The sequence below is a fragment of the Burkholderia puraquae genome (assembly GCF_002099195.1).
In the GTDB taxonomy this organism is placed as follows: domain Bacteria; phylum Pseudomonadota; class Gammaproteobacteria; order Burkholderiales; family Burkholderiaceae; genus Burkholderia; species Burkholderia puraquae.
In genome coordinates, this window is record NZ_NBYX01000008.1 from 216,550 (window position 1) to 243,249 (window position 26,700).

Genomic DNA, 26,700 nt, shown 5'->3' on the forward strand with positions numbered 1-26,700 from the left:
TTCCGGTACCCATGAAGCAATCGTGCTTGCCGCTACGCGTCAGGCGCTGTCCTGCATTTTGTCGCCCTGACCACATCCTGCGCCGGCAAGGCCAACGCCGAACCGCATCGCGACGGCCATCGCGCTCAATCGGCGATCCAGCAGTCGCCCCAGCCGCGTCATCGGGTCGATCGCGCCAAGCGCCAGCACGGGCCGCTGCGTAATATCGAGCGTCCCGGCGCATAGGTCGGCGAGCGGATCACCGCCCGGATCGGCAAGCGCCAGGGCAATCCCGTTTTCGCGGCGGGTGAGACCGATCGGCATGGCGGCCCGGCCGGGATCGAGCTGGTTAGCGAGCGAGCGTTCTGAAAGCCAGCCCCGGCCGAGCGCGAAGGCGCCCCTCGCCTCCCTGGCCAGCCGCAACGATTTCCGCGGATATCGGCCGAGCCGACGGCCTGCGATCGCGGGGAACTATCGCAGAAACGGCGCCAATGCTTCGGACGCTTCGGAGAACCGCTGCTCGAGGAAGTCGAGCAATGTGCGCACGCGCGGCGCCATATAAAGCGTTCGCTGAAAAAGCGCGTTCACGGGCACGTCCGGGCAGCGCCACTCCTGCAGGAGCAGCTTGAGCCGCCCGGCCTGAAGATCGGCACCGATGTCCCAGATCGATTTCATGGCCACCCCGCGCCCCTCCATCGCCCATTCGCGGGCAAGCGAACCATCGTTGGTCTGACGTGAGCTGTCGAGCGGCGCGGTGAACAACGCGGTTTCCCCATCGCGCGTGAAACGCCAGTTGTTCGCCGCGCCGGCCGCCGAAGAAAGTACGATGCATCGATGCTCGCGCAAATCGTCGGGATGGTTCGGCATGCCGTGCTCGGCGATGTAGTCGGGCGACGCGCATAGCGCGCGGCGATTGTCGGCCATGCGCTTGGCGACCATCGAGCTGTCCGCCGGCATGCCGAACCGGATCGCGAGATCGATATCGTCCTGCAGCAGGTGCGACAGCGAATCCGAGAGCACGAGCGTCAGCGTGACGTTCGGATGGCGTTCGTTGAATTCGTCGAGCCATCGACGCAGCACCGTGCGCCCGAAATCGGAGGTGGCCGATACGCGCAACGCCCCGCTCACCGATGCACGTCCGGCCTGCAACGCCGCGCGCGCATCTTCCAGCGTTTGCAGCGCATGCTGGCAGTGTGCGAGATACATACGGCCTTCATCCGTGAGGCGCAGCCTGCGGGTCGAACGCTCGAACAGCTGAGTATGGAGTTCGCCCTCGAGCTTCACGAGCCGGGCGCTCGCCGCCGCGGGGGACAGTCCGAGCTTTCTGCCGGCCGCCGAAAGACTGCCTTGGCTTGCTGCTTCAACGAAAAGGCGAATGTCGCCGAGATTGTCCATGATCGCGTCACGCGAAAAGAATGTTGGGTTGTGCCGCGCGATGCCCCGCGTGGCCCCGGGCATGGTAACGCGATGCGGACAGACGAAGGAAAGGCCGACCGCCAGGATCGGCCCCGGCCCGCTTACTTGGCGACCACGCCGAGCTGCTGCAGGAACGTCAGGTTGTCTTCGAGATGCCAGTTGTCGGTGATCTTGCCGTCGCGAATGCGATAGACGTCCGTGGCGATGAAGTCGACCACCTGCCCCTTCCCCTGCACGCCGTTGAAGGTGCCGGTGAAGTGACCGGTGAAGTGCAGATGGGTGACGACCCGGTCGCCGGCGACGATCATCTGTTCGACCTCTGCGTGGACGTCCGGCACGGCACGATGGAAGCCCTTCGATGCCGCCAGCGGCCCGGCGATGCCCTGCGGCCGGCCGGCGGGCAACGTGCGGTCCGTGAAATCGGCCGCCAGCGCCTCGCGGGCCTGGGCCTCGTCGCCCGTGCTCCAGAAGGTATCGTAAAGGCGTGCCGCGCGGATCTGTTGCTCGGCCAGCTGCTTCGAGAGGCTCTTGTCGACGATCAGCGTTTTCGGCTGCACGAGGTCGTCGCCGGTCGCGGCGACGGCAGGCAACGCGGCAGCGGCGGTGACGGCGGCCAGCGCGATGCGGGAAACGGCGGAACGGACGGTGCGGGTTTTCATCATGGGAAGTGGCATGGCTGACTCCGGGAAGGCGGCGAAACCGCAGTGGATGTGCAGCCATTCTGCTTGCCACCGTGCCGATTGATAATTGGTCTCGGCTTTGAATGATTTTCAATCCAGACAGGAAAATCGGACGAATGCCGGCCGGCCCGGCAATTCGAGCGACTTCGCACGATCGAACCGGTGCGGAGCCGCTCCGGCAGCCCGCTAGATCGTCTCGCTTTCGCGTACCGTCATCGGGCTTTGCAGTGCGAACCGCGCAATGTCGTCCTTGCGCATGAACGCAACGCCGGGATGGCTCTTCGCATAACGCAGGAACGCATCCCATGCACGCGTCATCTGCGGCGTTCCGCTGATACGATCATGCGCGCTGATCGACATCATGCGTCGGCGCGTTCCCGCTTCTTCGTACAGCTGATCGAACTCGAACTTGATCTGTTCGAGGAACTTGTCCGGCGAGTAATTCCGGCCTTCCACCAGCAGGATGTCGTTATTGCGCAGCGTATACGGAACCACGACGAAATCCTTGCCGTTGACCTTTTCGATGAACGGCTCGTCGCGGCTCGTATCATCGATGTGATACACGTAGCCCAGCTCCTGCAGCAGCGACAGCGTGTTCGGCCCGCGTCGCAGCCAGTTCGCGTTGTAGCCGACCGGACGTTGGCCCGTCACCGCCTCGACCATCGATCGCGCCTGGATCAGAAATTCGCGTTCCTGCGGTCGCGACATCGCATACTGCGAGTTCCACGTCGGCCCGTGGCCCGACGCTTCATGGCCGCGCGCCACGATTTCGCGCGCAACCTGCGGATGCCGTTTCGCCGCCTCGCCGATCATGTGAGCCGTCACCTTCACGTCATGACGGTCCCACAGATCCAGCATTCGGGGAATCCCCTCGCGATACCCGTACGCAAACCACGCTTCGGCAGCAAGATCGGCGGGAACGCCCGCCGGAAAATCGACTTTCGGGAACGGATTGTCGGCGCCCTTCGGCGGCTGTCCGCCCGCCTCGAACTGCATCGAGATCGAAATGACCAGCCGCGCACCGTTCGGCCAGAATTCACCCTGCATGGGCGCAGCGACCGGGTTCGATCGGGCGCTGCCCGTTTGCGCACCAGCCTGTGTGGATTGAAGCATCGCACCGACGGCAAACGCGCCTGCGCCGATTCCGGCCCTGGTCAGGAAGGAACGGCGCGTCGGCTGATCGGGCGCCTGCTCGATCGGGTCACGATCCGCAGGATCGATTTGAATTGCCATGGAAATCTCCTCATGACGCGCAAGCGCGTCTCTCGCACCGCAACGCGATGCATGATGACGAATGAACGGGTATTGAATGTCACGCAGATTCGTGCGCGCACAACGAATTTTCGGCAAGCGGTCCCATTTTTAAAATGGGCCTTGAAATGAATAGACTTTCAATCCAGACCAAAGAATTGATGCTCCGTCGAGATACGGCAAGCCATCTCGGTCCACCGCTCTTCAATGCGTCGATACCCTTCGGTAAATGACGGTGAGCGCCATCGCCGCCGAAGCGCTCAGCGCCAGCAGCAAGGTCGGCGCCATCGCATCGTGATGGCGATCCTTCAACCATCCGAACGCGATCGGCCCCGCAAAACCCGCCAGGTTTCCGAAACAATTGATCGTCGCGATCCCCGCCGCCGCCGCCGCGCCGGTCAATCGCATGGTCGGCAGGTGCCAGAACAGCGGCAACGCCGTCAGCGTGCCCGCAGCGGCCAGCGAGAGCCCCGCGATCACGGCAGGCAGAACGCCACTGAACAACGCGCTCACGATGAAACCGGCCGATGCCACGCAAGCGCCACCTGCAACATAGGCCGCCCAGTTGCCGCCACGGTCCGCGCGACGGGCGCCGATATTCATCGCCAGCACCGCAATCAGATAGGGAATCGCACTGCAAAGGCCGATCCACGACAGTTTCGTCAGCCCCGTGTCCTTGACAAGCGTCGGGAGCCAAAAGCCGATCCCGTACAGACCGACGAGAAGCAGGAAATAGATCGCCGTCAGCAACGCCATCTCCGATGCCGACAACCCGGCTGCACGCCGCGAATCCGCGGCATGACTTGCGTCGACATCGAGGCCTCGCAATACCGCGCCCGCCTCTTCCGGCGACAGCCAGCGCGCATCCGTCGGTCGGCTCGGCAACAGATAGCGCACGGCGAGCCCCACGCCGACCGTCGGCAGGCCTTCGATCACGAACGTCCATTGCCATCCGGACAGCGCCCCGAAGCCGTCGAGATGCGTCATGATCCAGCCCGACAACGGGTTGCCGACAATGCCTGCGACCGCCGTCGCGCTCATGAACAACGTCGTCATCCGACCGCGCCGGTGAGCAGGAAACCAGTAGGTCAGGTACAGCACGATGCCGGGGAAAAATCCGGCCTCCGCTACGCCGAGCAGCAACCGCTGCAAATAGAACGTGGCGGGAGAATGTACCCACGCCGCAGCCGCCGAGACGATGCCCCAGGTCACCATGATGCGGGCGATCCACAAGCGCGCGCCCACCCGATGCAGCAGCAGGTTGCTCGGCACTTCGAACAGAAAGTAGCCGACGAAGAATATGCCGGCGCCGAGACCGTAGACGGTGTCGCTCAATCCAAGCTCACCCGCCATCTGCAGTTTCGCGGCCCCGACGTTGACCCGGTCGAGATACGCAAGAACCTGCGCAACCAGAAGCAACGGCATCAGTTTCCAACCAATGCGCCGATAAAGTGCGTCGAGATTCTCCGGCGACCTGCCCGCCGAAATTGCCTTTCGTTCGTCGGGTGTATCGCACCCGGTGCTGCGCGTGATGTCCATTTCTGTCTCCATGAATGTTTTTCGACGCGGGCCGCGTCATGCACACGCGCCGGTCTCGGAGCGGGCCGCGTCACGAATCGTCTTGATGTAAGGCGCACCGCTGAAGTCGCAGACGAGCACGCAGCACTGCCATCCGAACGCCGGTTCGACACGCTCAACGACATCTCGCACGACGTCGTGAATCAGTCTCCCCATGTCGTGCAGTACCGGCTCGCTCCTGGGCTTCGTCAGCAACAGCCTGACGACGATGAATTCGTGTGCGGGGTCATCTCCGGACAGGAACTGATCGGCCGTATAGACGCGGCTCTTCAATTCGGCGAGCAACGCATGCCCTTGCGCAGCGAGCCGTTCGTGCAATGCACCCATCAATGATCGGAAATCGACCAGGCGTGCAATGCGGGGCGTGGATTCGATGATCAGATGCGGCATCTCTTCACCTCCGTTGAAAGAATGCATCGACGGGAGGTTAGGATTCGGTTCGCCTGATGTAAATTAATGTTTCGCATATCGATTCATCAGGATTTGTTATGTATTCAGCGATCGATCTTCGCCTGCTGCGCAGCTTCATTGCAGTCGCACGCTCCGGCAGCGTGACGCGAGCCGCAGCGCGACTTCACCTCACTCAACCCGCACTGTCACAGCACCTGCGCGAGCTGGCGGACCTGCTCGACGTGACGTTGTTCGATCGGGTGGGCCGCGGCATCCTGCTGACACAAGCCGGCGCGGATCTGTTCGCGGAAGTCGAGCCCATCCTGTCGAAACTCGACGTGACGCTGGCCAATGTCCGAAACCGCTCGCGCGAAGTTCACGGCGCGTTGCGCATCGGTGCGATCGACACCTACGCACGATCGCTCGTCATGCCGACGATATCGGCCCTGCTCGCACGACACCCGCAGTTATACGTGTCCGTTCACGAGCTTCCGGCTGCGGCGATCGACCAGGGGCTGGTGGAGAATGAACTGGACATCGGCGTGTCGTTCTCGCATCTGTCGAATGCGGACGTCGAGCAGAGAACGTTGTTCACCGAACGGCTGGCGCTGGTGCGTCGATCCGCCAATCGCAAGATCCGGAAGACCGTCAGCCTGCGGGAAGTGGCGACTCATCCGCTCGCGCTGCTGAATCGGGCGTTCGCCATGCGCGGTCAGATCGACGCCGCATGTGCCGGCGCAAACATTGCGCTGAACGTACGGGTCGAGGCGGCCAATGTCGACTCGCTGATACGGCTCGTCGAGCGCGCCGATTACGCGACCATCGCGAGTCCACTGGCGATACCGCCCCGCGCGAGGATCGTGACGGCGACGATCGTGGACGATGGCCTGTCGCGCATCGCCGCGTTGCGCTGGCGTCGCGGCAAGACCTTCACGCCCGCCATGGAACGTTTTGAAGAAGCGTTGTCGCGAACGATCCGCTCGTCGGGCCTCGACATGCCGGACAACGATTCGGTATGCACATCGGAGTCATCCCGGCCTCCGGGCACCAGAAAGCGCTAACGGTAGCCTGAACACGCCTGCGCCCCCGAACGGGGGCGGCGCAGACGCAGCTCGAGATCATCCGACGACGCTCGCGGCATGCGGCAATCGGGCGCGAGCGTTCGGGCAACCTGCGACGAATCGGGGATCAGACTTCAACGGCCCGGGCCGCTATGCGATCGCACCGCCACCGTCGACCAGCACGGTCGAACCGGTCGCGTACGGGGTCGACGCGAGGTAGAGCACGGCGTTCGCAACGTCCTCGGGTTGACCGACACGGCCGGCCGGCAATCGCGCCGCAGCGCCTTCGTACATCCTGTCGCGCGATTGCGCATCGAGCTTCGACCAGAGCGGCGTCGCGATCAGGCCCGGGGATACCGTATTCACACGCACCGGCGACAGCTCGAGCGCAAGCCCCCGCGCCAGCGATTCAAGCGCCGCGTTGATCGCGCCTTGCAGGACCGAGGTCTTGCTCGGCCGCACGCTCAGGAAGCCCGACACGAACGTCAGCGAGCCGCCCTGCCGAATGCGTACGGCCCGCGCGATGCGATAGGCGCCCCAGAACTTGCTGTCCATCGCCGCGTGGGCATCGGCGAGTTCGAGACCCCGCACCGGCCCCGTGGGTGTCTGCGCGGCCGACACGACAACGTGGTCGAATTCGCCCGCCGAATCGAAAAATGCACGTACGCTCGCGTCGTCGGTCGTGTCCATCACACCGGTTCGCACGCCGTGCCCCATCCTCGCTGCGCTCGCCGCCAGCCTGGCCGCGTCGCGCGACGCGATCGTCACGCTCGCCCCGCGCTCCGCAAAGGCCCGCGCGGTCGCTTCGCCGATCCCGGAGCTTCCGCCGACCACCAGCACGTTTTGTCCATCGAGTTTCATCGTTCGCTTCCTCCGATCAAAAGCGTGTTCCCGAGCGCGAAGCCGCGCCCGTCGCACGCATCAAATGTTCTGAATGCCGCTTGCGGCAAAGGGTTGTCAGCCGTCCATGCCGAACCGTCGCGGTAGCCGCGCCTGTCACCGCCGAACAACGGGGCGCCGGCGAAGTCGGCAAGCCCCCTGTTTTCCGCGAGACGACGCCGCAGATCCGGTCATCGGTTCGGCGTCCCACGCTGCTCATCGGCGGCGAGCGCCGTCACGAATTCGACGGAAACACCCGGCGCAATGGACACGAACAACTGAAGCTCGTTGGACAACGGTACTTCACTCAACGCGTAGTCGATCCGCCTGCTGGTCAGTCGATCGATCAACGTCGCCCATTCGCGGTGCGTGTCGACGCGAAGCGCAATGTGATCGATGCGCGGCGCGCTACGGCCTTCGTGCGCGGGAAGCGTTGCGCGCGTGACATGAATCATCGGGCGGCTATCGAGGTACAACCAATAGCCGTCCACCCTGAACGGCGGTCGAGGCCCGATATCAAGACCGACGACCTCATCGAAAAAGCGGCGTGTACCGTCAATGTCATCGGTAACGATGGTGGCGTGGTCGAAATGCATGCTTCGTGTCCATGCTGGAAAGTCTTGTATGCATTCTGTCGCACGCCGGTCGATCCTGATAATTGGCTTCGCCATTGAATGATCTTCAATGACGACAAGAAGATGGCGGCTGCGGGTTGCTCGGGGTCTCGGTTTCGCCGCACGCAAGCGGATTCACGAGACAAGATGTAACCGTGGCGTCATGCACGCACGGCTTCGGCAATCTTGTGATGATGCTCGGCCGCCTCTCCGGTGGCCGGCATCGCGCCGCCGTCGGTCCGAGCGGCTTCGGGCGCGCGATGAGCCGCGTACCGGCCCATTCCTCGAGCGACCGGATGCGGCGGCCGAACGCGGGATGCGTGACGAACCGGTTCTTCGCTGCGCGCATGAAGCTGCGCGTACGCGCGAGTTCGACGAAGTCCTCGAGCCATTTCAGTTGCCTGGCTCGGCTCCTGGGTGGGCAGTGACGTGCTGGTCGGTATTCGCGAACCGCATTCGCCGCGCAGCCGCCGCGATGGACGAATGCGGCTTGCGCAGCGCGGGCCGCGAGTGGCGCCCGATCCTACAGCACCTGCGGCGCATCGCGCAGCACGGCGCGCAGCGCGATATCGAACGGCGTCGCGTGATCGATCCCGGCGGCGCGCACACGCGACGCGTCCAGATGGCAATCGTACGGGCGCGGCGTCGCGTCGGTCGGCTGGTCGATCCGCCTGAGCGATGCTTCGATGCCGAGCGCGGCCGCGATCCGCTGTGCGATGTCGTACTTCGTCATCGGCTCCTCGCCCGACCAGTGACGGAGGCCCGTGATCGATGCCCCCGCGAGATGGCGCAGCGTCAGGTCGCGGATGACGTCCGCGACGTCCGGCGTATACGTCGGGTAACGGATCGCCCATGCGTCCATGCCGACCGCGTCGGCGCCCGGCCGCGCGGAGGCGACGATCGCCGGCACGAGGCTCGTGACGGCCGATTCGCTCCAGTCGACGATCGGGCCGTAGAGCAGCGGCAGGCGCAGCACGCAGGACAGCGGCGACGCGGCGAGGAGTGCCGCCTCGCCTTCCAGTTTCGTGCGACCGTAGATGTTCAGCGGATTCGGCGCGGCGTCTTCACGGTACGGGGCCGCCTTGCCGTCGAAGACGTAGTCGGTGGAGATGCCGAGTGTCCACGCGCCGTGGCGCGCGGCGAGCGCACCGATGCGGGCCGGCGCGGTGACGTTGATCGCGCGGGCGGCGGCAGGGTCGCGTTCGCAGACGTCCGGGCGGCGTTCGGCCGCGCAGATGATCACGGCGGCCGGTTGGCGGGTGGCGAAGAGGTGTTCGAGGGCCGGCTCGTCGAGGACGTCGAGTTCGGCGAGGTTTTCCGCGGGCAGCGCAAGGCGTTTTGCGCCTGCGCTTTGCGGGTTCCGGATGGTCGCGACGAGGTTCAACGACGATTCGCGGGCCAGGGATGCGGCAACCGCACGGCCGAGGAGGCCGGCGGCGCCGATGAGAAGGACGGTCGGGTGCGGCACGGTAGCTATCTTTGAAAGGGAAACGGGAACCCCCCAATCTATACAAGAACAGGCAACCGATGTCGACTCCCCTGCTACGTCGGCTGCGTGCCTGCCGTCTCACGAACCGTGAGCGAAGAGGCGATCGACGCCGAACACCTGCGTGAACAGCAGCCACAGCAATACCGCATCGAGCGCAAGCATCACCACCGTACCCGTCGCGACCGACACACGGCTGTAGGGCTTCTTCCTGGGCTGCACGGTCGCATCATCCGGTGACACCTGACATTGCGCGGCGATCTCCGCCGGCCAGCGTGGCAGACGGCTCATGCGCATCCCGATCCAGCGAAACACACCCGCGAGCGTCGTGAGCGGCGCGAACAGCACCGCGAACGGGCCGAACATCTGCCATAGGCGGTACATGCCGTAAAGGAACGGTTCACGGCGGTTTTCGATGGGCAATAACAGATCCGGAGCCGGCACACTCACCGCCCCCTCCTCCATGTAGCGACGAAAGTATTCCCAGTGTGCAAGCAGTGGTTCATCTGGTCCGATACCCTTCGGATGGACAGGCATGACGGCGCCCAGGTAAAACGCATGCGTCACTTGCCCGTTCGCGTCCGGCAAATAGCCGAGTACACCCCAGTTCAGTCCGCCCTTCTTCAGGCAGAACACCAGCTTGTCCCAATCGAGCGACCACACGCCGTCGGGGCCGTTATGCTGGAACACGTGGACCTTGCGTGTGGAGCGCACCAGCCGGATCGGTTTGTAGGTATAGCTCAACATGTCCTGCTTCCATTGATAGCCGATCATGAAGATCAAAGGGACGCCCAATATCACAAGCAATGCGAGAAGCACCAGCGAAAGAGCAATCGAATCGAATCGATTGGTAAAGATCGAGATCAATACCAGTGTGTCGACAAACAGAAGCGGCATCAGCAAAAGCGTGAACACCATCCCGCCGAAGCCACGTCGCATGTATCGGCTATCGGCGACTTCCAGATAGGTTGCGTTGTACGACACGGCCATATCCAGCGACGTCGGCTGCCCGGTGATCCGTGCTGGCTTCGTCTTGCCAAGTTCGTACGCAAGCATTTCGCCCGTCGGCGCCCAAGGATCCTTCGGCGGCATTCCGAACTCGGCCTCGAGCCAGTAGCGCTTGCTGAACAGCTGGCCCCAGTAGGCCTTTAACGACGAGTCATTACTCATATTTCTTACCCTGCAATTGCGTTTTCGTAGTTCTTCTGTTCCTCGGGACCATCCGCGTAGCTGTTTTCAGGCCCCCAGAGACAATTGCGCGTCCAGGTCAACGTCGGAGGATCCTTGAAAATATCTATCGATACCGTCAGGATCAGGATCACTGCCGTAACGATCCACGCTGGTGGCCCTAACGATTCCACCTCTGCTCCGCTCGCAATCGCGACAAACAATGCGCGAGTCAAGCCGAAAGTCAAATAAGCCTCACCAGACATTCGGGTGAAATACAGCACGACCATCGCACCTTCGCGTTTTTTCCATGCTTCGACAAGATTCACAGCATCGATGCCGGTCGCAATCCACATTGCCACAACCCCCGCGCCCGCACCACCCACCTTTACAAAACGCAGAAATCCCCCACCCAGGCTCTTGGCAACCGGCCCGAGCAATGGCAATCGCCGTACGCCGGACGACTTGATGCCGGTGCTGACCAGGTCCAGCGTGCCCCCCACCAAACCGACCGTAGCAGTCCTGAACGCCCATGCCACGCGCCCCTGTTCACTCTTCAGCGCCTTGCCCATCGCGTCCTCTGCATTCGCCCACCCCAGCGTCGAAAACACCAACGACACCGACGCGAGCATGCCGGGCGACCGCGCATAGCGCAGCACCGTGCCCATATAGCTGTTGACCGGAATCTTCGTGACCACCTCCGCGCCCGGCGCCTTCCCGAGCGACAGCACCCGGTCGGCCGCGAGCTTGCCTTGCGCGTCGGAAGGCAGCCGATACAACGCGTCCTTGTCGGCCTCGCTGGCGTCCAGCAGCAGGTTCCACGACCTGACTTCCTCATCGAGACTGTAGCCGGCCTTCTTCGCCTCCTCTTCCAGGATGGCCATCCGTGCCTGCACGATCATCGCGCGATCGGCCTTGTCCGGACCGCTCGCGGCAGGCTGCAAGGTTTCCAGCGCCTCGTGCATCGCGCTGAACACGTCGCGCCGCGAGCCCACCACCTGCAACCGCTGCACCGGCATGCCTGCGTGCATCCCCAGTACGGTCTTCAAGTCTTCGGACGCCGGATCGCGTTCCTTGATCACGGCCACCATCCTCGGCCCGAGCTCCACGATCAGTTCCGGCAGCGTATTCTTGCTGTCGATTGTCTTGTACGCGTTTTCCCCCGCCATCTTGAGCTTGCTGATCACGGTCTTGTATAGCGAAAACAACTTCGACCATTTGCCGGGGTTCGGCAGATGGTTGGCCGTATCAGCCGTCTTGCCGTCGTCCTTCTGCGCGCCCCCGCTGGCCTCTGCAGCATGGGCCTTCAGTTCGGGATGGTTGAAGAACAGCGATCGCCATATCAGGTTGTGAGCCGCCATGCCGCCCCGCAACCACTCGTCGTAGAGCTTCACGCACGGCCCATAGCCGCCTGTCCCCATCACGCACGCAGCGAACAACGCGGTAAAGCCGACCCCGGTGTTGATGTCCTTCGCATCGAAGTGGTAATCGAACACCGTCGTCATGCCGGCGCTTCGCATCCACGCCACGTGGGCTTCCGCCAGCGGCCGCATGATCCGGTTGTCGTATTCGTCGGATGCCTTTTCATACTGCTGCCGATACGTCTTGCGCAGGTTAGGATTGATCAGCTTGTCGTACTTGCCCCACGCCTCGGTACGCGCGTGATCGAGGTCGTTCGCCGTGAACTTCACTTTCCTGGCCTCATCGAGCAGCGGCTGCATTTGCTTGCGGTAGCTTTCCAGCAGGAAAGCCGTCCCGCCGCTCTTGACCAGTTGGTTGTAATCGTCCTGCGATTGCCGGACCCGGCTGTTGTACAGATTCATCTCGGCCTGACGTTCGACCGCGGCCTGCAGGTTCGTCAGGTTGGTATCCAGGTCGGTCGGCCGTTTCCACTGATCCGAGAACCCCTCCCATCGCGCATTCATGTACGCCGGAATTTCCTGCGCGATACCGGCCGGATCCTGAAGCACGAGCACCAGGCCCTTCGCGGGCGCCAACCCGTCGCATACCGTCTTGAGCGTCGTGGCGGACAGGATGTCGCGGCACAGGAACGGGCTCCACCGCAACGCGCTGACCTCGTCCACGAGCTTCATCGCATATTCGGCGACGATCATGTCGACCTGGTAAATCTGGAACGCGTGAGCAGGTTGCGGCGCCCCGGGCGTGCCGTGGTTGTACCAGGCGCCGATATCGACGAGACGCATGAACTTCTTCCGCTCGTTCGCAGACAATCCCGCATTTTTGTCGCGAATCGCCTTGGTCCACCACGCATCGGAAAACCCGAACCACACCTTGCCCGCGCTGCCGGGATCCTGGATCGTGACCACCGACGCATTGGCCAGCTTGATCGCATCGCGCTTGCAGTTTTCGTGGAAACGATCGCCACCCGGCGGCTTGTCGTCGACGAGCGGCACGATCGACAGGATTCCCGATTCATCGACGGCGTACGCTTCCCAGTGCTGGTGCGTCTCGTAGAACAGGTACAGGTAGCCCGGGCGCAACGTGCGCCCCGTATAAACGGTTTCGCTGACGTTCAGCGGCACCTCTGCGGGCCCCAGCAGCGCCGTCGCGTCGGGCGGCTGGTGCGTGACCTTGTAGCTGCCGAACGTCTTCGTCGGCGCGATGCCATACCGTATCGGCAGGATCGGCAAGCCTTTCTTTTCACAGAAGGGGCAGGGTGTCGTCATCAACTCGCTCCTTGCGTCGAGTGATCGGTATTCGCCGGTGCAACGTGTCTCGCCTGGGCCGCTCGCTCCAGATCCCGGACGATGGCCTGCCAGTCGTCGTCGCTCCAGAGCGACGTGAGACGCCGGTAACGGGTCGGGTGCCCCGCGCACTGCTGCAGCATTGCAATGACTTCGGGGTGCGTATCGAACCCCGGATACTTCAACATCCCGTGCCGCGCAAACGCCATGACGTCGTCGCGTTCGCTCAGGCCGTGCGCTTCGGCTCTGATGAGCCACGCTTCGACCTGCGGGCCGTACAGCACCGGCTCGGCGCGCCACGCGGGCTCGGTTTCGAGCGCGGCGTGCACCGCACCGATACGCCCGATACGGCGCCACACCGCCTCGCCCGGCGCGAAACGCACGTGATGCGATCCTTGCGACGGCGTCGAGTACGCAAGCCACGCGCCGCCTGACGGGAACGTCCAGACCGACACCGGGCCGAACAGCACCGACCGCTGGCCGGCATCTAGCATCCAGCCCAGATGCAGGAACACGACCGGGTCGTAGAAGCGGAATACGCCGCGCGCGCCATCCGGAAAATGCGGCACGAGCAATTGCCGCAGATGCGCGCGCACAAATGCGGACACCGCGTCGGACTGCAGCAGCCCGACGCACAGCGATGCGGCGGTCGCGTCGTCGCGATCGGTCAGCAAACGCAGCGCCTGCGTGCGCTGCGCGTCACTCAAGTCCTGCCAGGCCAGCAGGAACGGCAACTGCCGCGACTGCGCGTCGAATCCGGGCGGCGCCAGCGCACGCAACGGGAGGTTTTGCCACGACAGCATCGCGTCCTCGTCGCCCTGCAACGGGTCGAGTAGCAGGAAGTGGCGCGCATCGAGCGCGTGACCGTCGAAGTCGATGCGTTCCATCGTCAGCCCGCCGGCAGCATGACGATGCTGTCGTGGCTCGCGGCTGCTCCCGACAAGCGCAACTGGCAATCCTTCGCGCTGCTGCTGCCCAGCGAGGTTTGCCCACCCGCGCCGCGAGGCCCGGTCAGTTCGCGCTGCGCCGACTTGAATTCCACCCGCCCCGGCGCGCCGACCTCGATATTGCCGCCCTCCATCTTCAGGTACGCTTTCGCGGCATTCAGCAGCAGACGCTTCGGTGCCTGCAGATTCGCCGCGCCCTGGCTGCTCGACAACACGACCGCCTGCTGCGCGGCCGCGCCGAGCGTGCCCGCGTTCTGCGCCTGCAGGCTCACCGCGCCGGAGGCCGCGTGCAACGCGATGCCTTGCCCGGCGACAGGGCGCTCGCCCGCGGCGTTGCCCTGTGTATAGAACGCAATGCCATGAGTTGCCGCCAGGGTTGTCTTGCCTTTGGCCGTCCATTGCAGATCCTGGCCGGCGCTCAGCACGGTCTCCGTCCCCGACACCCAGACCTGGCTGCCGGGCGTCACGGCGGCGAGACCGTCCGCGCCGTGTGCGACGACATGCGGACGCGACCATGCCACAGTACTACCGCTGCCGCCGCCGGCCTGGGCGGACGTTCGACCGGCGCGCGTCGCGGCGAGCGCCTGTTCGCTCTGCTGCAACCCGGTCACGGCGGCCGATTGCGTCGATCCGTCGGGCCCCGTCGCATGTCCCGTGTCACCCGGCGCAGCGCCGACACGGGCGGCAGGCTGCGCCGGCTCGGCACCTTGCGTGCGCGCCGCCTCTGCGAGACCGTCGAGCAGTTGACGGTTCTGGGTCAGCACCTGGCCTGCCGCGCTCGCATCCATCTGGCTGGCGCCGCGCGCCGCGTTGACGAGCATGCCCGAGCCGCCGCGCAACGCGGCGGCCGCGTCGGTCGTCAACTCCATGCCATACCCACGATCGGCCTGCCGCTGGTTGTCCTGAATCTCCTTGAGATGACCCAGCGTCAACCCGCTATTGTGGTTCGTCGTATAAAGACGCGCGCTCGCCTCGCCGGCCGTGTCGTCGAGCAGGAACTGGCGATAACCGCCCGTGCCTTGCTGACTCAGGTTCAGATCCTGCGTCTTGATGCCCGTCAGTGCTGCGGGATGGCCATTGCCCGCGAACCACGCGGCCGCATTACCGGTGCTGCTGGCCGGACCGCCCGCTTGCGCATTGTGCTGCGCATCGGCATTGCCCTGGCCGTTGTACAGCGAGCCCACCACCACCGGCCGGTCCGGTTGTCCCTCGAGCCATTCGGTCCACACCTCCTGCCCGACGCGCGGCACGCTCACGCCGCCCCAGTTGTCGCCACCGACCGGCGTCAGCACACGCGTCCATGTGCCGGCATTCCGATCGGCAGGCGCGTTGGGCACGTGTGGATGATCCTCGAGACTCGCGGCCTTCTGCCCGCGCTGCGCATGGTGCTGGATCCGGACGCGGTAATCGCGATCGGTGTGAACCGGATCACCCGCACCCACGACGATCGCCGTTTGCGCACCCTGCACCGCCACCACGGGATGCGAGTGCGCGCCGTGACCTCCTTCGATCAGCGGCCGGTACGTCTGTCCGGCCGGCAAGGCGACGAAGCTGTTCGCATAGACGGATTCGTTGCCCACCAGCGGCGCGCCGTCGTGCGTCCCGCTGCCGAGCGCGGCGTGCAGCGCATGGGCGACGCCGTATTCGTTCACGTCGGTGTCCAGCATCGGCGGTATGTCGCCGAGCGCCTGCTCGATCGCGGCGTGAACGTCCGCATCGACGTTCGCGCGCACGCTGTGCTGAACGCGCAGGCAAACGAACGCGTCCGACGCCTTCAGCGCCGGATGCCCGTCGATCGTGAAACGCATTCCCGGATGCAGCGTCATGCACGTGCTGCGCCCCTCGCTGCACAGCGTGGCGACGCGTTGCGCGTCGAGTTGCTGGCGCGCGCGCTGATCGCCGAGTGCCGCGGTCTGGAACGCATAAGGACCGGAGACGTCACGATCTTCGCCGGCCATTGCGACGCCGTCAACTTGCGCGCCGGTCAGCCGGTTCGACAGCGTGCGGTGATCCCAGCTGGCGCGCGCGACCCGGCCGATACGCCAGCGACGCGCGGTCATGAAGTGCTGGATGCTGCCCGCCGGATCGCCGTCGCTCGTCTGGTGGAAGCCGATGACCGCCGGCTTGTTCGGCGTGAATGACTGGTTCGAGTCGGCGAGCACGAGCGTGTGCTTGCCGAGGCTGGACGCATGGGCGTCACCGGCATGCTCGAACCAGTAGAAGATGCCCTCTTCGGCCCATAGCCGCTGCAGGAAATCGAAGTCGGATTCGCCGGCCTGGGTGGTCAGGCTGCGCTTGCGGTATCTGGCGGGATCGGCCAGCGCCCAGCGCCACGCCGGCACCACGGTGCCCGCGGTGTAATAACCGAAAATCTGCTCACTGATGTCGAGCACGCTGGCATTCTGGAAATTGTAGTGATCGACGCGCTGACGGAGCACCGAGAGCCACGGCTCGACCTCAAGACGAAAGCGGGCAAGCCCGCCGTTGTAGCCGATCCGCTCCGCCGCAATGATGTGACCGTGAACGGGACGGCGGACGTCGCTGCCTTCACGCGCACGCCATTCGATCAGGATCGTCGCGCCGACCAGGCGCTCCAGCGGCAGCGCCGCGTTCCCGGACAACGCCGTCAACTGGAACCGGTAGCCGCCGTGATCGACCGCCTCCCACCCGAGCAGACTCTCGGCGACCAGCGCGTTCGCGCCCAGCGGCGTGGTGACCCAGAGAAACCGGTCGTACTGCGACCAGTCTCCGGCGAGTTTTTTTAGAACGTCCATATTCGTCGACATGAATGTGTTCGTTGTAGGTACGACGCGCGCTGTTCGCTACGCCTCGTGTCGTGGCCAACGTACAACTGCCGTCCGATCGAAGTCGGCCGGCATTCCCGCAAGCCGGTCAGTGAGCGAGGGCACATGGATTCCGGTCACGCTGCGGCACTGCGATATGCACACCTCCAACGGCCTGCCTGAGCGTACAGAACGCCGCGCCATAGACCGGGCCGGCATCCCCGCCCGGAATGATCGAGACGTAGTAGGTCCGGTCGAGATCCAGCGGTTTGGGCGGCGTACGCACGATTGCACCTTTCACCTTCTGTCCATACACCAGGCATTCGCCGCGCTTCAGGTAGACTGGCTCGGCCTCGGCCGGCATCTCCAACCACCAATAGGTCAAGTCGGGACTCGCCGGGCCAGTCGGCCTGGCGACACCCACCGTGCGGATCCGGATTACGCTTCCTGCCCGTTCGTCGCTCACGGGCAGGCAGGCGGCAGGGTTCCCGTCGACCTGCCTGATCTCCAGTTCGACGGGCGCCTCCGACGTTGCCATCGCGCGCGACAGGCAAGACAACGACGCGAGCAAGCCCAGCGCGCTGTTTCGGAACAGTGTCTGCATTCCCCTGATCCTCCCGGAACGGCACAAGAATGTGATCAAGCGCTTGGGGTGACCCGACATAACCATGATCAAAGCCCGTCAACGGCGCTCGGCGCAACCTTGTCCGCGTCATCATCCGCGGCCGGTACGCCACGACTCGGAGCCCATTGCGCCGCTCAGTATCCGGCCGACGCGCACGGGTTCCCTTCCTGCCCCGGCGTCGCAATGCGGACACCGCCTCCCGCTTGCCTGATCACGCAAAACGCCGAGCTGTACACCGGGCCATAGTCCCCCCCAGGTACGATCGAGATGCTGTAGAACTTGTTGATGTCCAGCGCCCTCGGCGCCGCACGCACAACCGCACCGGCCACGGTCTGGCCATAGACGAGACACTCGCCTCGCTTCAGATAAACCGGCGGCGCACTCTCCGGAACCTCCAGCGCCCAATACGTGACAACGGGACTGACCGGGCCGGTCCGTCTCGTCACATCGACCCCGCGGATCTGGATCGGGTCGGAACCAGTGTCATCACTTGCCGGCAGGCAAGCAGCCGGTTTTCCGTCGATCTGCCTGATGTCCAGGCGAATCGGACCATGCGACGTGGCGACCGCACATGAGGCAAAAAACCAGCACGATATACATGCCACGGCACTGCTTCGCAAAATTTTCCTCATGCTTCGAATCCATTCATCGCGGCATCGAAACCACTTGAGTTGATCAGGAATTCAAACATCACCACCGTGCGACGGCGCCCGTCTCGCTACTTCGGCAAATTGTCCATATTCTTCGGATCCCGCAGCAATGGCGCGAGCACCCAGTTGAGTTCTTCCGGCGCACCGACGTATCCGCGGTGAATGATCGCCTGGTATTTCTTGAGCACATGAATCGCGAAATAATCCGCGACCAGATTTCCCTGCTGTTCCATGTTGTAGTCGTGAAAAACGTTCTGAGGCGTGATGGTGTACTGATAGGCACTCTCGCCGCGAATGGTGACGGTCAGCCCGTGCCAGCGCACCGAATATCCGAGCTGATATTGCCAGACGTGCGTCATCTCGTGCATGAACCACGCCATGTCGCCAACCGCCACCGACGCGGCGGAGAAGTCCTCGAGAAAGTCCTCGTCGCGAAAATACATGTGCCCGTTAGGGGTAACCGCGGTTCTCTTGCGCTGCATGTCGAACCAGAAGTAACTCCCCCGGTGCACCCGCACCTTGTCGTAATCGATGCCGTCCTTGAAGACTGTCCGGGCCATCTCGATCTCGCCCGCCGTCAACGGCCGATCGTGTCCCTTGACCGTCACCGTCTGCTCCGATTCACCTAACTGAAACTGGTTCGTCTGCACGCCCTTGATCTTGACCTCGACCGGCGTTGGCGGCGTGCCCGACGTGCGTCCACAGCAGTCCACCATCTGGGTCGGGGTCAGCAGCGCCGACAGGATCCCCAGCGGGCTCGCCGACGCCACGCGCTCGGTCTTGCCCGCGTCATCGGTCACGCCCGACGCCGTGGTGCCGTCGGCCAGCTTCAACTGATAAGCGACCTTCGACAGCGGCACGCCGTCCGCGTTGACGAAGCGCAGTTGCTCGTCGTAAAGCGCGAGCGGCACGGGTATCGGGAGCGCCGGCAGCACCGGCGACTGCGCACCCGGCCCCATGAACGGATGGGCGCCCGCCTTGACGGCAAACGATCCGGGCGTCTCGACCAGGATGTCCGCGCCCTTCAGCGTGATCCTGCTCGGCCCCTGCTGAAGCACGATCGCATCCTTCGCGAGCACGTCGATCCGGTCATCCGACGACGTGATGCGCACCGACTGGTCGGCCAGGATCTGCATCGACGATGCATGCGCCTCGACGCTGACCGGCCCGTGGCCGGCCACGGCCTTGATCCCGCCCGCGGCCGCGTACACACTCGCCGCATCGCCGGACGCACCGGCGACCGTCGCGGCGGCGGCGAGATGCGCATCGCCCTGCGCGGTCAGATGCACATGCTTCTCCGCATAGGTCACCGCGCTGTTGCCGGTACTCATCACGACGTTTTGCGGCGACTCCAGCACGACGGCCGGCACCGCGAAGCGCTCGACCGGATCCCCGCTGCCGCCCTGTCCGCCGGCGGCCGGCTTGGTCGCGCTCTGCCCGTTCACCGCTCCCGTGTACTTGCCGTCCTGCGCGGGATCGATCGCCTTCAGGAAATCCGCCTGCGCGGCGTTCGCCGACAGCCGGCCGGCGGTCGCGTGCGCCGCCGACTCGTCGAGACCCAGTGCGGTTTTCACCGCCTGCTTCAACTGGGCAACGCTCTCTCCCAGATCCATTTGCGTCGAAGCCGCTTCCGTGCGCGCGGTGCCCGACACCAGCACGCCTTCGCCCGCCCGTACGACGCCCCAGCCTTCGGTCGCGAGATCGAATCCTTCACCGCGATAGGCACCGCGAACCGTGCCCTGCTGATCGATCAGATAGCCTTGCGCAAGCCGGCTGTTCGCGACGCTGTTGGAAAGTTCGTGACGCAACTGGCCCGACGAATCGTCCATCACCCAGCGGCTGCCCGCTGTGCCGTCGAGTGTCTGCGTCTGCATGCCGGTCAGCACGCCCGCATGATTCGCGCTGCTGCCTTCACCGGCCGCGAACGGGGGTTGCACGCGACCGCCGTAAAGCTGGCCCAGCACGACCGGCATGTCGATATTTCCCGAGTCGAAGCCAACCACGACTTCCGCGCCGATGCGCGGCGTAAAGCTGTGGCCGAAGTTCGGGCCCGCCGCCTGTTCGGCGATGCGCGCGACCACGCCGGATCGGTGGTCGCCCGGCGCGTGCCCGTGCGGGTTCGACCGGCTCGCGGTGTCGGTCAGTCCGCCCGGCAGCGGCGCCGTGCCGCGCATCCACGGAAACTGCACGCGCACCTGATGATCGCGCGTGCTGCTCACCCGGTTCGACGGTTCGCCGACGACGGTCGCGGTCTGCACGCCATGCACGACCGGCCGGTCGCGGTAAGGCGGCACGATAGGCACGCCGGGCGGCACCGCGGCAAAGCGGTTGCGATAGAGCCCCTGCTCCAGTTCGCCGTGCTCGAGCAGTTGCGCGATATCGGCGCCGAGATTGTTGACCGCCTCGTGCTCGAGCGTCAGCGGGACGAATGACACCGTACCGTCCGGATAGCCGGTCAGCGTGTGAACCTTGCCGATCTCCAGTGTGCGCGACGAGCCGGCGCCATAGTGAATCCGCTTTGACAAACGCAGCGCGTCGAGACGCTGCGACGCGTAGCGCTTCGCCTGGTCCGACGTCTCGAAACGGCCGGCACGCTGCGCGTCGAGCACTTCGCGCGCGGGCATCGCGGGTGCATCGCGATCGGCGTCGTCCTGGGCATGCCCGGCGAGCGCGACGAGATTGCTCGCTTTCCAGCTCGCGGCGGTGACGCGATCCGGGACCAGCTGGCGACGCGTGGTGAAATAGGTCATCACACCGTCGAGGTCGCCCACGTCCTGCCGGTTGTAGGTGACGGTGCTGCCTTTGGGTTGTCCGGCGCGCCGGTCGAACACCACGACGGTATGGTTGCCGGACGGCTTTTCGCCCACGTCCTGCGCATGCTCGATACGAAACGACAGACCGGCCTCGGACAACTGGCGCATCACGAAGTCGAAGTCGGTTTCGCGATACTGGCCGCGCAGCTCGAACGTGCGCAACGGCTCCGTCCGTTCATAACGCCGATGCGCCTCCGGATAGTCGCCGAACACGCGCTCGCAAATGCCTTCGGTATCGAGGCCGACGAAATACAGGCAATTGCGGCGAAACCGGAGCAATTCTAGCCAAGAGGCCATCGTCAGCCGGTAACGCGTGATCTCGCCGTCGCTATCACTGTATGCGGCCCGCACCACGTATCCGTTCCAGCAGCGCTCGCCCGCGCCGGTCGCGAGACGCAGGCGGATCGCCGTGCCGAGCAGCGGATTCAGGTCGAGGAACGGCGTGCTCGACAGCACGTCGATCTCGAACCGGAAGGATTCGTCCATCGCTTCGCGGCCATGAAACCGCTCGACCGCGAATGCACCCGGCATCGCCGTATCGATCCGGATCTGGCGAGTCGCTTGCGAATAGCCCTTCAATGCAGCAGCAATATCCATTCCGTCCTCTTGCGTCACGCCGGCCGCGAGGCTCGTTGCCGGTCACGCGGAATCGCTCAGTTGATCGCGTCGGCCTTCTTCCTGGCCACCCGCGCGTTCGCCTCGTCGACCAGCTCCTGGATCGAACTGTACGTAGGATTCCTGACTCCCGATTTTTCCTGCTTGCCCTTGCCGCGCAGGAACATCCATTCCGGCCACTGCCGGATGTGATCGAAGGCGCCCACGACGAACTCGCCGCACGGCGGAACGTGCAGTTCCTCGGCGGACTTTTCGCCGGCGAGATACGCATCCGACTCCGGACCGAACACGCGGTCCTGGCACGACTCGTGCCAGAAAACCATGACACGGCTGCGATCCGACTCGGGGAAATCGTCGAACACGAACCCGTCCTTCCGGTCGGAAACGGCGATGGTGCGCAGATTCCCCTGCGCATCGCGAATACCGACTTTCCAGTGCGGATCGTCGTTCCGGTCGTAGTCTTGCCACGGGTTGATCGCTTCCTGGAGCACCTCGCGGCTGCCGTCGTGCTTCTCCAGCTCGAACACCACCGTGCTCTTTGGAAACGCCTCCGAATGCCCGAGCTTCGGGTTGCCCTTTATCTTGACGATGCCGTTCGCGGGCACCCGCACCTCGAGCCCGTCCTTCGCACGGACCGGCTCGACACCGTCGGGCTGGTCGAACAATGCGACCACCGGGCCGACATAGCCTTCCGGAATCACGTAGATCAATGGCATGCGCCGACTCCTATCCAGTCCGAACACGATTGCCGCGAGCAGCACGACAACAAGCAACACGACGTAGCGCCACCTCACGCGACGCCCCGACGACGGCGGTGGCACTACTTCTTCCATAGCTTGGGATCCAGGTCTTCGCTATCGGGCGCGCGGCCCTCGTTGGGATTTCGATGAAGGTGGTAGTCATTCCAGGCCTGAACGGTCGTGTCACGGGTGGCCGGCGGTCGCTTGAAGCTGTCCTGCAGACGTTGCCAGACGGCACCCACCTCCTCGTATGCGGAAATATGCAAGGGCTTGCCAAGCCCGCCGCTCGCGCCGTCGCCGATCTTGCCGAGCGGATCGGCCGGCCACGCGACGACGTCCATGCCCGGCAGGATGACGGGCGGCCCGTCGCCCGGCACGCCGGACCACCCCGACGGATCCGGGTCGCTCATGTGGCGCGTCGGCGTGCCCGGCGCGGTCTTGATGTCGCGGATCGCCGGGTAGTCGTCGCGCCGGTCGGGCGTACCGCCGAGCGCCTGCGTGAAGATCCACAGTTTCGATCCGAAGTTGCCGTCGAGCGTCAGTTCCACCCGCAATACGTTGGCAAACATGATGCGCTTGTTGTCTCCGGCGAGATGGGTGGCGGGCGTGCCGATCCGCACGTGGGTACCGAGGAACAGCTTGTTGCCCGCGGGGTCCTCGATGAACGATTCGCAGTTGGGGAACCCGTCGCCATAGACGAGCATGCAGATGTCCATCCAGCGGCGCACGCGCTCGACCCTGATCCACAGATGCCCACGCGTATCGAGCGTGGGAACGACGGTGGTGTGAAGCGTGTTCCAGTCCAGCCGCGACCCCAGGAACGCAAAATTCTTGCCCCCGTACCACGACGTCACTTCGGCAATCTGTTCCCCCGCGTGCCCCTGCTCGAAGGCGTTCGCATCGGCGGTTCCATCGGGCTGATATTTCTTCTCCGTATAGGGCTCCGGGCCGTCGGAGGCCCACCATGGCCCCGACGACGTATTGGATCCGGCGTACTTCGAGCGCCTCAGCCGCTCCTGGAACTTGTCCTTGCTGCCCGCCGCCAGGTTGCACGAATACAGCTGCCATACGCGTGACGTCACCTTGCCGGTCTGGCGAGCCAGGTAGCTCGGGTGAAAGCTCTCCTCCAGCGAAAAGCCGCGCGTGTCGCCGTGAAAGCGGAAACCCAGCCGCTCGAACTTCTTGTTCGGGTGAAACGAACGGATATTGACCGTGTATTCCACGAGCCTGACCAATTCGACCTCGACCGGATGGCCGTCCTGTTGCGCCATCGGCGTGCTGTCGGTCTGGGTCAGCACCTTCGGGACGGCGACCGTGTCAGCTCCAGCCATGATCGATGTCCTCGTTGCCGGTGTATTCGACCCGGATCGGTTTCGCCGCGGCCTTGGTCGAATAGGTCGCCGTCCGCCCGTCGCCGGCGCTGCTGCGCGCAGCCAGCGCATCGCCATTCGTGCTGACCATCCGGTAAGGCAGCCCCTTCACCGCGCCGCCCGTCTGCGCGTCGCGCAGCCAGTAATACTCGTTGTAGAGCCCGTGATCGCCCCACGCGCCCTTCGCCTTGTCCAGGTCGGTCGGCCCCTGGAACTGATGGTCGGCCGCGTGCACCGTCAGGTTGCCCGGGCACTCGAACGTGACGTTGCCGCCTTCGATCAGCAGCGACGCGCCGCCGCTCACGGCAAGCCGCAGTGCCTGCCCGGCGGCCAGTTCGACGTCGCTCTTCGTCGCGGCGACCGTCAGGTCGTCCTTCGCGCGCAGGGCCAGCGTGCCATGCTGCGCCTGCAGGTCGAGGTTGTCCTTGCCCGCAATCAGGCTGAGGCCGGCCTCGTTTGCCGCGCCCGTCCCGTTCGCGCCCGCCAGCCAGCCGATGCCCTGGCCACTGTGAACCCGCAGCGACCGGCCGACCGCCAGGTTGGTATCGCCGCCGCTGCCGACCGTCAGCGTCTCGCCGGCGGCCCACTGCAGCGCCTGGCCTGCGAACAGCCCCTGACCGCCGCGAGCGGCGATGCCAAGCAACGCGTCGCCGGTATGCGGCAGCGCGTTGCCGGTGCCGCGTTGCGCGGCGTCGGCCGTGGCCTGCTCGAACCCTTTCGCGCTCACCGTGGTCGCCAGGCTGCGCGACAGCGCGTCGAGCGGTGCCGCCTCGCCGTCGAGCGACGACTGGCCCGCCTTGCGCACGCCGCGCTGTGCGGCAAGCGGCAACGTGCGGTGCGTGTCGGCCGCCTTGTCGAAGGTGCGCGCCAACGCCAACTGTTGCGCCAGCAACGACTTCAGCGCGGCGACGTCGCCGGCGGGTTGCGCCGGATCCGGCGCATAGCTCGAGATCAGGACACCGCGCGTCGCGCGCACGGCGCCATAGGCATCGGAACGCAGCTCGGCGCCCTGGCCGCGAAAACTGCCGAGATAGTTGTCTGCCTGGTGACGCAGGTGACCGAGGTTGAGTTGAGTTGCGGCGTGCGTCGTCGCCATCTGCAGGCGCCCCATGCCATCGCTGTCGTCCGTCACCAACTGATTGTGGCCCTGCGCGTCGAATCCCTGGCTCTTGAAACCGGACAGCGCGCCCGCGTGGTTGTGCCGCTGCGCGCCCGCACCGCCGCCGTGCCACGCCGGGCTGTAACCGCCAACCTGATTGCCCTGCGCGCTCGGCGCATGATCGGCCGCCTTTGCGTAGATCGACTCGTCGAGCGGTCGGCCCGTCTCACCGCCCGGCGTCGGTGATTCGCCGCCCTCGCCACGGCCATTGAACAAGCCGCCGAGGATCACCGGCCGATGCACGAGACCATTCATGAACTGCACCAGTACTTCGTGGCCGATCCGCTGCGTCTGCTGCAAGCCATGGCCGTCGCCGGCCAGTCGCTGCATCGCGCGCGTCGCGAACACCCCGGTGTCGCCGTCCGCCTGCCAGTGGTAGCGCAGCTTCAACCGGCCCTGCGCGTCCGTATGAACCGGGCCGGCGGCGCCCGGCTGCGACTCGCCCTGCGGGCCGACCACGATCGCGGATTGCGCGCCCAGCGCCGTCGGCACCGGATTCAGCCGCTGGCCCGTCCCGTCCTCGAGGGTGGGCCGCCAGACCTGCTCGCGCGGCACACTAGTGAAACGGTTCGCGTAACCGCCGATACCCGCCTCCTTCAGCACGCGCGGATCGAGATCGTCCGGCGGCAGCGTGCCGAGCGTCTGCTGCAGCGCCTCCATCACGGTGCGCGGCAGGTTGTTGATACCGACGTGCATCACTTCGGTGACGAGAAAGATGTCGGGCGTTTCCGCCGAACCGCGCACCTGCCGCCACGGCGGGTTCGCGACGCGCAGCGCGCGGCCGGCCCGCGCCGTATGCAGCGTGCTGCAGCCCGCCCAGCAGCGCGCCTCGGACAGGATCGCATCGGCCTGCCGGCGCGCCGTGAACTCGGCTGCGCGCAGCGTCGTGAACGCTTCGGGCCCGACGTCGTCGTACAGCTCGCGATAGCCGTCCGGATTGACCACGCTCGCAGTCGCCGTCACCGACTGGTTGCCGCGATAGTCGCTGCTGATCAGCGTCACCCGGTCGGCCGTCAGCGAGACGACCTGGCCCATGCCCAGAATCACGTCGCCCGTGCCGACCGCCATGCCGTTCAGGCGAAGCGGCAGGCCGCCGAGCCGCCGGGAGGTGTCGTCCTCGGGAAGCTGCGCGCTGTCGTCGAAGACGAGCAGCGTATGGCCCGCCGGGGCGTCCTCGTCCTCTACAAAGCAGAAGCCTAGACCAGCTTCCGCCAGCACGTGGCGGACGAAGTCGAGGTGCGTGTGAGTCCGGTACTGCACGCGGTATTCGCACGGCCCAAGCGCATCGATACGCTGATTGGCATCGGCGGTGAAACGCCAGCGGGCGGTACCGCGATAGGTAGCGAATACGGTGTCGAGCACCTCGGCGACCGTCCGGTTCACGAACGTGCGCTGATCGCGGCCGTGCGCGAGCGCCTCTAGCCATGGCACCAGTTGCAGGTGGTAGCGGGCCAGCGTGCCGTCATAGCCGACGCATCCAGCTTCGGCCACGAGGCCGCTGCGGGTCGTGGCCGATCCGTTCGCCAGCGTGGTGGTGATGGTGACGCGCTGCCCGACCATCGCATCGAGATCGAGCCCGGGATCGGTGGCGAGCGCATAGACGTTCCAGCGATAGATCTCCGAAAGCGCTTCGCGACCGCTCCAGCGTTCGATCTGCAAGGACGAGATCGAACCCGGCCCGTCGAGTACGTGAAGGCGATTCAAAGCATTGAATAGAGACGGCAGTTGCGAGTTAACATCCATGCGGGTCTCTCTCACCTGTTACGTTTTTCTATTAAATGCGCCGCGGCGC

Annotated in this window: 20 protein-coding genes and 1 pseudogene; 1 reads left to right on the forward strand and 20 read right to left on the reverse strand. The window is 65.0% G+C overall.

The window, feature by feature from the left end:
• Positions 1–39: 39 nt before the first annotated feature.
• From B7G54_RS17950 to B7G54_RS17975, 6 genes are all read right to left on the reverse strand, one after another.
• Complete coding sequence (locus B7G54_RS17950) at positions 40–402, reverse strand: hypothetical protein (RefSeq protein ID WP_085040278.1); 363 nt, start codon at positions 400–402, stop codon at positions 40–42.
• 48 nt (positions 403–450) lie between these two features.
• Positions 451–1,374, reverse strand: coding sequence for a LysR family transcriptional regulator (locus tag B7G54_RS17955; protein ID WP_085040279.1), 924 nt, complete (start codon positions 1,372–1,374; stop codon positions 451–453).
• A gap of 122 nt (positions 1,375–1,496) precedes the next feature.
• Entirely contained in the window at positions 1,497–2,057 is a 561-nt protein-coding gene (locus B7G54_RS17960) for an ester cyclase (protein WP_425266500.1), read from the reverse strand.
• 204 nt (positions 2,058–2,261) lie between these two features.
• Entirely contained in the window at positions 2,262–3,302 is a 1,041-nt protein-coding gene (locus B7G54_RS17965; protein ID WP_425266501.1) for a polysaccharide deacetylase family protein, read from the reverse strand.
• Positions 3,303–3,530: 228 nt separating this feature from the next.
• Positions 3,531–4,865, reverse strand: coding sequence for an MFS transporter (locus B7G54_RS17970; protein ID WP_085040282.1), 1,335 nt, complete (start codon positions 4,863–4,865; stop codon positions 3,531–3,533).
• A gap of 36 nt (positions 4,866–4,901) precedes the next feature.
• The gene (locus B7G54_RS17975) at positions 4,902–5,294 is read right to left on the reverse strand and encodes a 5-carboxymethyl-2-hydroxymuconate Delta-isomerase (RefSeq protein ID WP_085040283.1); all 393 of its coding nucleotides are present in this window, start codon (positions 5,292–5,294) and stop codon (positions 4,902–4,904) included.
• A gap of 98 nt (positions 5,295–5,392) precedes the next feature.
• Here B7G54_RS17975 and B7G54_RS17980 point away from each other — a divergent pair, with 98 nt between their 5' ends.
• Positions 5,393–6,355 carry a LysR substrate-binding domain-containing protein gene (locus tag B7G54_RS17980; RefSeq protein ID WP_085040284.1) on the forward strand — a complete coding sequence of 321 codons (963 nt, stop codon included), beginning with the start codon at positions 5,393–5,395 and terminating at the stop codon, positions 6,353–6,355.
• A 150-nt stretch (positions 6,356–6,505) separates the two neighbouring features.
• Here the strand turns inward: B7G54_RS17980 and B7G54_RS17985 are convergent, their stop codons facing one another.
• The 14 genes and pseudogenes from B7G54_RS17985 to B7G54_RS18050 form a co-directional block, all read right to left on the reverse strand.
• Positions 6,506–7,216 carry an SDR family oxidoreductase gene (locus B7G54_RS17985; protein WP_085040285.1) on the reverse strand — a complete coding sequence of 237 codons (711 nt, stop codon included), beginning with the start codon at positions 7,214–7,216 and terminating at the stop codon, positions 6,506–6,508.
• A 209-nt stretch (positions 7,217–7,425) separates the two neighbouring features.
• Entirely contained in the window at positions 7,426–7,830 is a 405-nt protein-coding gene (locus B7G54_RS17990) for a VOC family protein (RefSeq protein WP_085040286.1), read from the reverse strand.
• A 244-nt stretch (positions 7,831–8,074) separates the two neighbouring features.
• Positions 8,075–8,245, reverse strand: a pseudogene (locus B7G54_RS17995) (helix-turn-helix domain-containing protein); the annotation flags it as partial.
• 126 nt (positions 8,246–8,371) lie between these two features.
• A complete protein-coding gene (locus B7G54_RS18000; protein WP_085040287.1) occupies positions 8,372–9,316 on the reverse strand; it encodes a dTDP-4-dehydrorhamnose reductase family protein in 945 nt (314 codons plus the stop codon).
• Between the two features lie 99 nt (positions 9,317–9,415).
• Positions 9,416–10,504, reverse strand: a complete 1,089-nt coding sequence (locus B7G54_RS18005) for a DUF6708 domain-containing protein (RefSeq protein WP_085040288.1) — start codon at positions 10,502–10,504, stop codon at positions 9,416–9,418.
• Positions 10,505–10,509: 5 nt separating this feature from the next.
• Complete coding sequence (locus tag B7G54_RS18010) at positions 10,510–13,188, reverse strand: T6SS effector BTH_I2691 family protein (RefSeq protein WP_133059184.1); 2,679 nt, start codon at positions 13,186–13,188, stop codon at positions 10,510–10,512.
• A complete protein-coding gene (locus B7G54_RS18015) occupies positions 13,188–14,093 on the reverse strand; it encodes a DUF4123 domain-containing protein (protein WP_085040290.1) in 906 nt (301 codons plus the stop codon). The genes B7G54_RS18010 and B7G54_RS18015 overlap by 1 nt, the downstream gene beginning before the upstream one ends.
• Before the next feature lie 2 nt (positions 14,094–14,095).
• Positions 14,096–16,939 (reverse strand): type VI secretion system Vgr family protein, encoded by a 2,844-nt coding sequence (locus B7G54_RS18020; RefSeq protein WP_085040291.1) that lies wholly within the window; start codon positions 16,937–16,939, stop codon positions 14,096–14,098.
• Positions 16,940–17,045: 106 nt separating this feature from the next.
• On the reverse strand, positions 17,046–17,540 hold the full coding sequence (locus B7G54_RS18025) for a hypothetical protein (RefSeq protein WP_085040358.1): 495 nt from the start codon (positions 17,538–17,540) through the stop codon (positions 17,046–17,048).
• Between the two features lie 155 nt (positions 17,541–17,695).
• Positions 17,696–18,193 (reverse strand): hypothetical protein, encoded by a 498-nt coding sequence (locus tag B7G54_RS18030; RefSeq protein WP_244289367.1) that lies wholly within the window; start codon positions 18,191–18,193, stop codon positions 17,696–17,698.
• A gap of 86 nt (positions 18,194–18,279) precedes the next feature.
• Positions 18,280–21,621: a type VI secretion system Vgr family protein gene (locus tag B7G54_RS18035; RefSeq protein WP_085040292.1), complete on the reverse strand. Its 3,342-nt coding sequence runs from the start codon at positions 21,619–21,621 to the stop codon at positions 18,280–18,282.
• Between the two features lie 56 nt (positions 21,622–21,677).
• Positions 21,678–22,400 (reverse strand): hypothetical protein, encoded by a 723-nt coding sequence (locus B7G54_RS18040; protein ID WP_244289368.1) that lies wholly within the window; start codon positions 22,398–22,400, stop codon positions 21,678–21,680.
• Positions 22,401–22,459: 59 nt separating this feature from the next.
• The gene (locus tag B7G54_RS18045) at positions 22,460–23,710 is read right to left on the reverse strand and encodes a hypothetical protein (protein WP_085040294.1); all 1,251 of its coding nucleotides are present in this window, start codon (positions 23,708–23,710) and stop codon (positions 22,460–22,462) included.
• Positions 23,697–26,651 (reverse strand): type VI secretion system Vgr family protein, encoded by a 2,955-nt coding sequence (locus B7G54_RS18050; RefSeq protein WP_085040295.1) that lies wholly within the window; start codon positions 26,649–26,651, stop codon positions 23,697–23,699. Before B7G54_RS18050 ends, B7G54_RS18045 begins: the two co-directional genes overlap by 14 nt.
• Between the last annotated feature and the right edge of the window lie 49 nt (positions 26,652–26,700).

Coding starts and splice junctions, on each gene's coding strand:
- B7G54_RS17955 (WP_085040279.1), bottom strand. CDS start 1,374: ATGGACAATCTCGGCGACATTCGCCTTTTCGTTGAAGCAGCAAGCCAA.
- B7G54_RS17960 (WP_425266500.1), bottom strand. CDS start 2,057: ATGATGAAAACCCGCACCGTCCGTTCCGCCGTTTCCCGCATCGCGCTG.
- B7G54_RS17970 (WP_085040282.1), bottom strand. CDS start 4,865: ATGGACATCACGCGCAGCACCGGGTGCGATACACCCGACGAACGAAAG.
- B7G54_RS17975 (WP_085040283.1), bottom strand. CDS start 5,294: ATGCCGCATCTGATCATCGAATCCACGCCCCGCATTGCACGCCTGGTC.
- B7G54_RS17980 (WP_085040284.1), top strand. CDS start 5,393: ATGTATTCAGCGATCGATCTTCGCCTGCTGCGCAGCTTCATTGCAGTC.
- B7G54_RS17985 (WP_085040285.1), bottom strand. CDS start 7,216: ATGAAACTCGATGGACAAAACGTGCTGGTGGTCGGCGGAAGCTCCGGG.
- B7G54_RS17990 (WP_085040286.1), bottom strand. CDS start 7,830: ATGCATTTCGACCACGCCACCATCGTTACCGATGACATTGACGGTACA.
- B7G54_RS18005 (WP_085040288.1), bottom strand. CDS start 10,504: ATGAGTAATGACTCGTCGTTAAAGGCCTACTGGGGCCAGCTGTTCAGC.
- B7G54_RS18010 (WP_133059184.1), bottom strand. CDS start 13,188: ATGACGACACCCTGCCCCTTCTGTGAAAAGAAAGGCTTGCCGATCCTG.
- B7G54_RS18015 (WP_085040290.1), bottom strand. CDS start 14,093: ATGGAACGCATCGACTTCGACGGTCACGCGCTCGATGCGCGCCACTTC.
- B7G54_RS18020 (WP_085040291.1), bottom strand. CDS start 16,939: ATGTCGACGAATATGGACGTTCTAAAAAAACTCGCCGGAGACTGGTCG.
- B7G54_RS18025 (WP_085040358.1), bottom strand. CDS start 17,540: ATGCAGACACTGTTCCGAAACAGCGCGCTGGGCTTGCTCGCGTCGTTG.
- B7G54_RS18030 (WP_244289367.1), bottom strand. CDS start 18,193: ATGAGGAAAATTTTGCGAAGCAGTGCCGTGGCATGTATATCGTGCTGG.
- B7G54_RS18035 (WP_085040292.1), bottom strand. CDS start 21,621: ATGGATATTGCTGCTGCATTGAAGGGCTATTCGCAAGCGACTCGCCAG.
- B7G54_RS18045 (WP_085040294.1), bottom strand. CDS start 23,710: ATGGCTGGAGCTGACACGGTCGCCGTCCCGAAGGTGCTGACCCAGACC.
- B7G54_RS18050 (WP_085040295.1), bottom strand. CDS start 26,651: ATGGATGTTAACTCGCAACTGCCGTCTCTATTCAATGCTTTGAATCGC.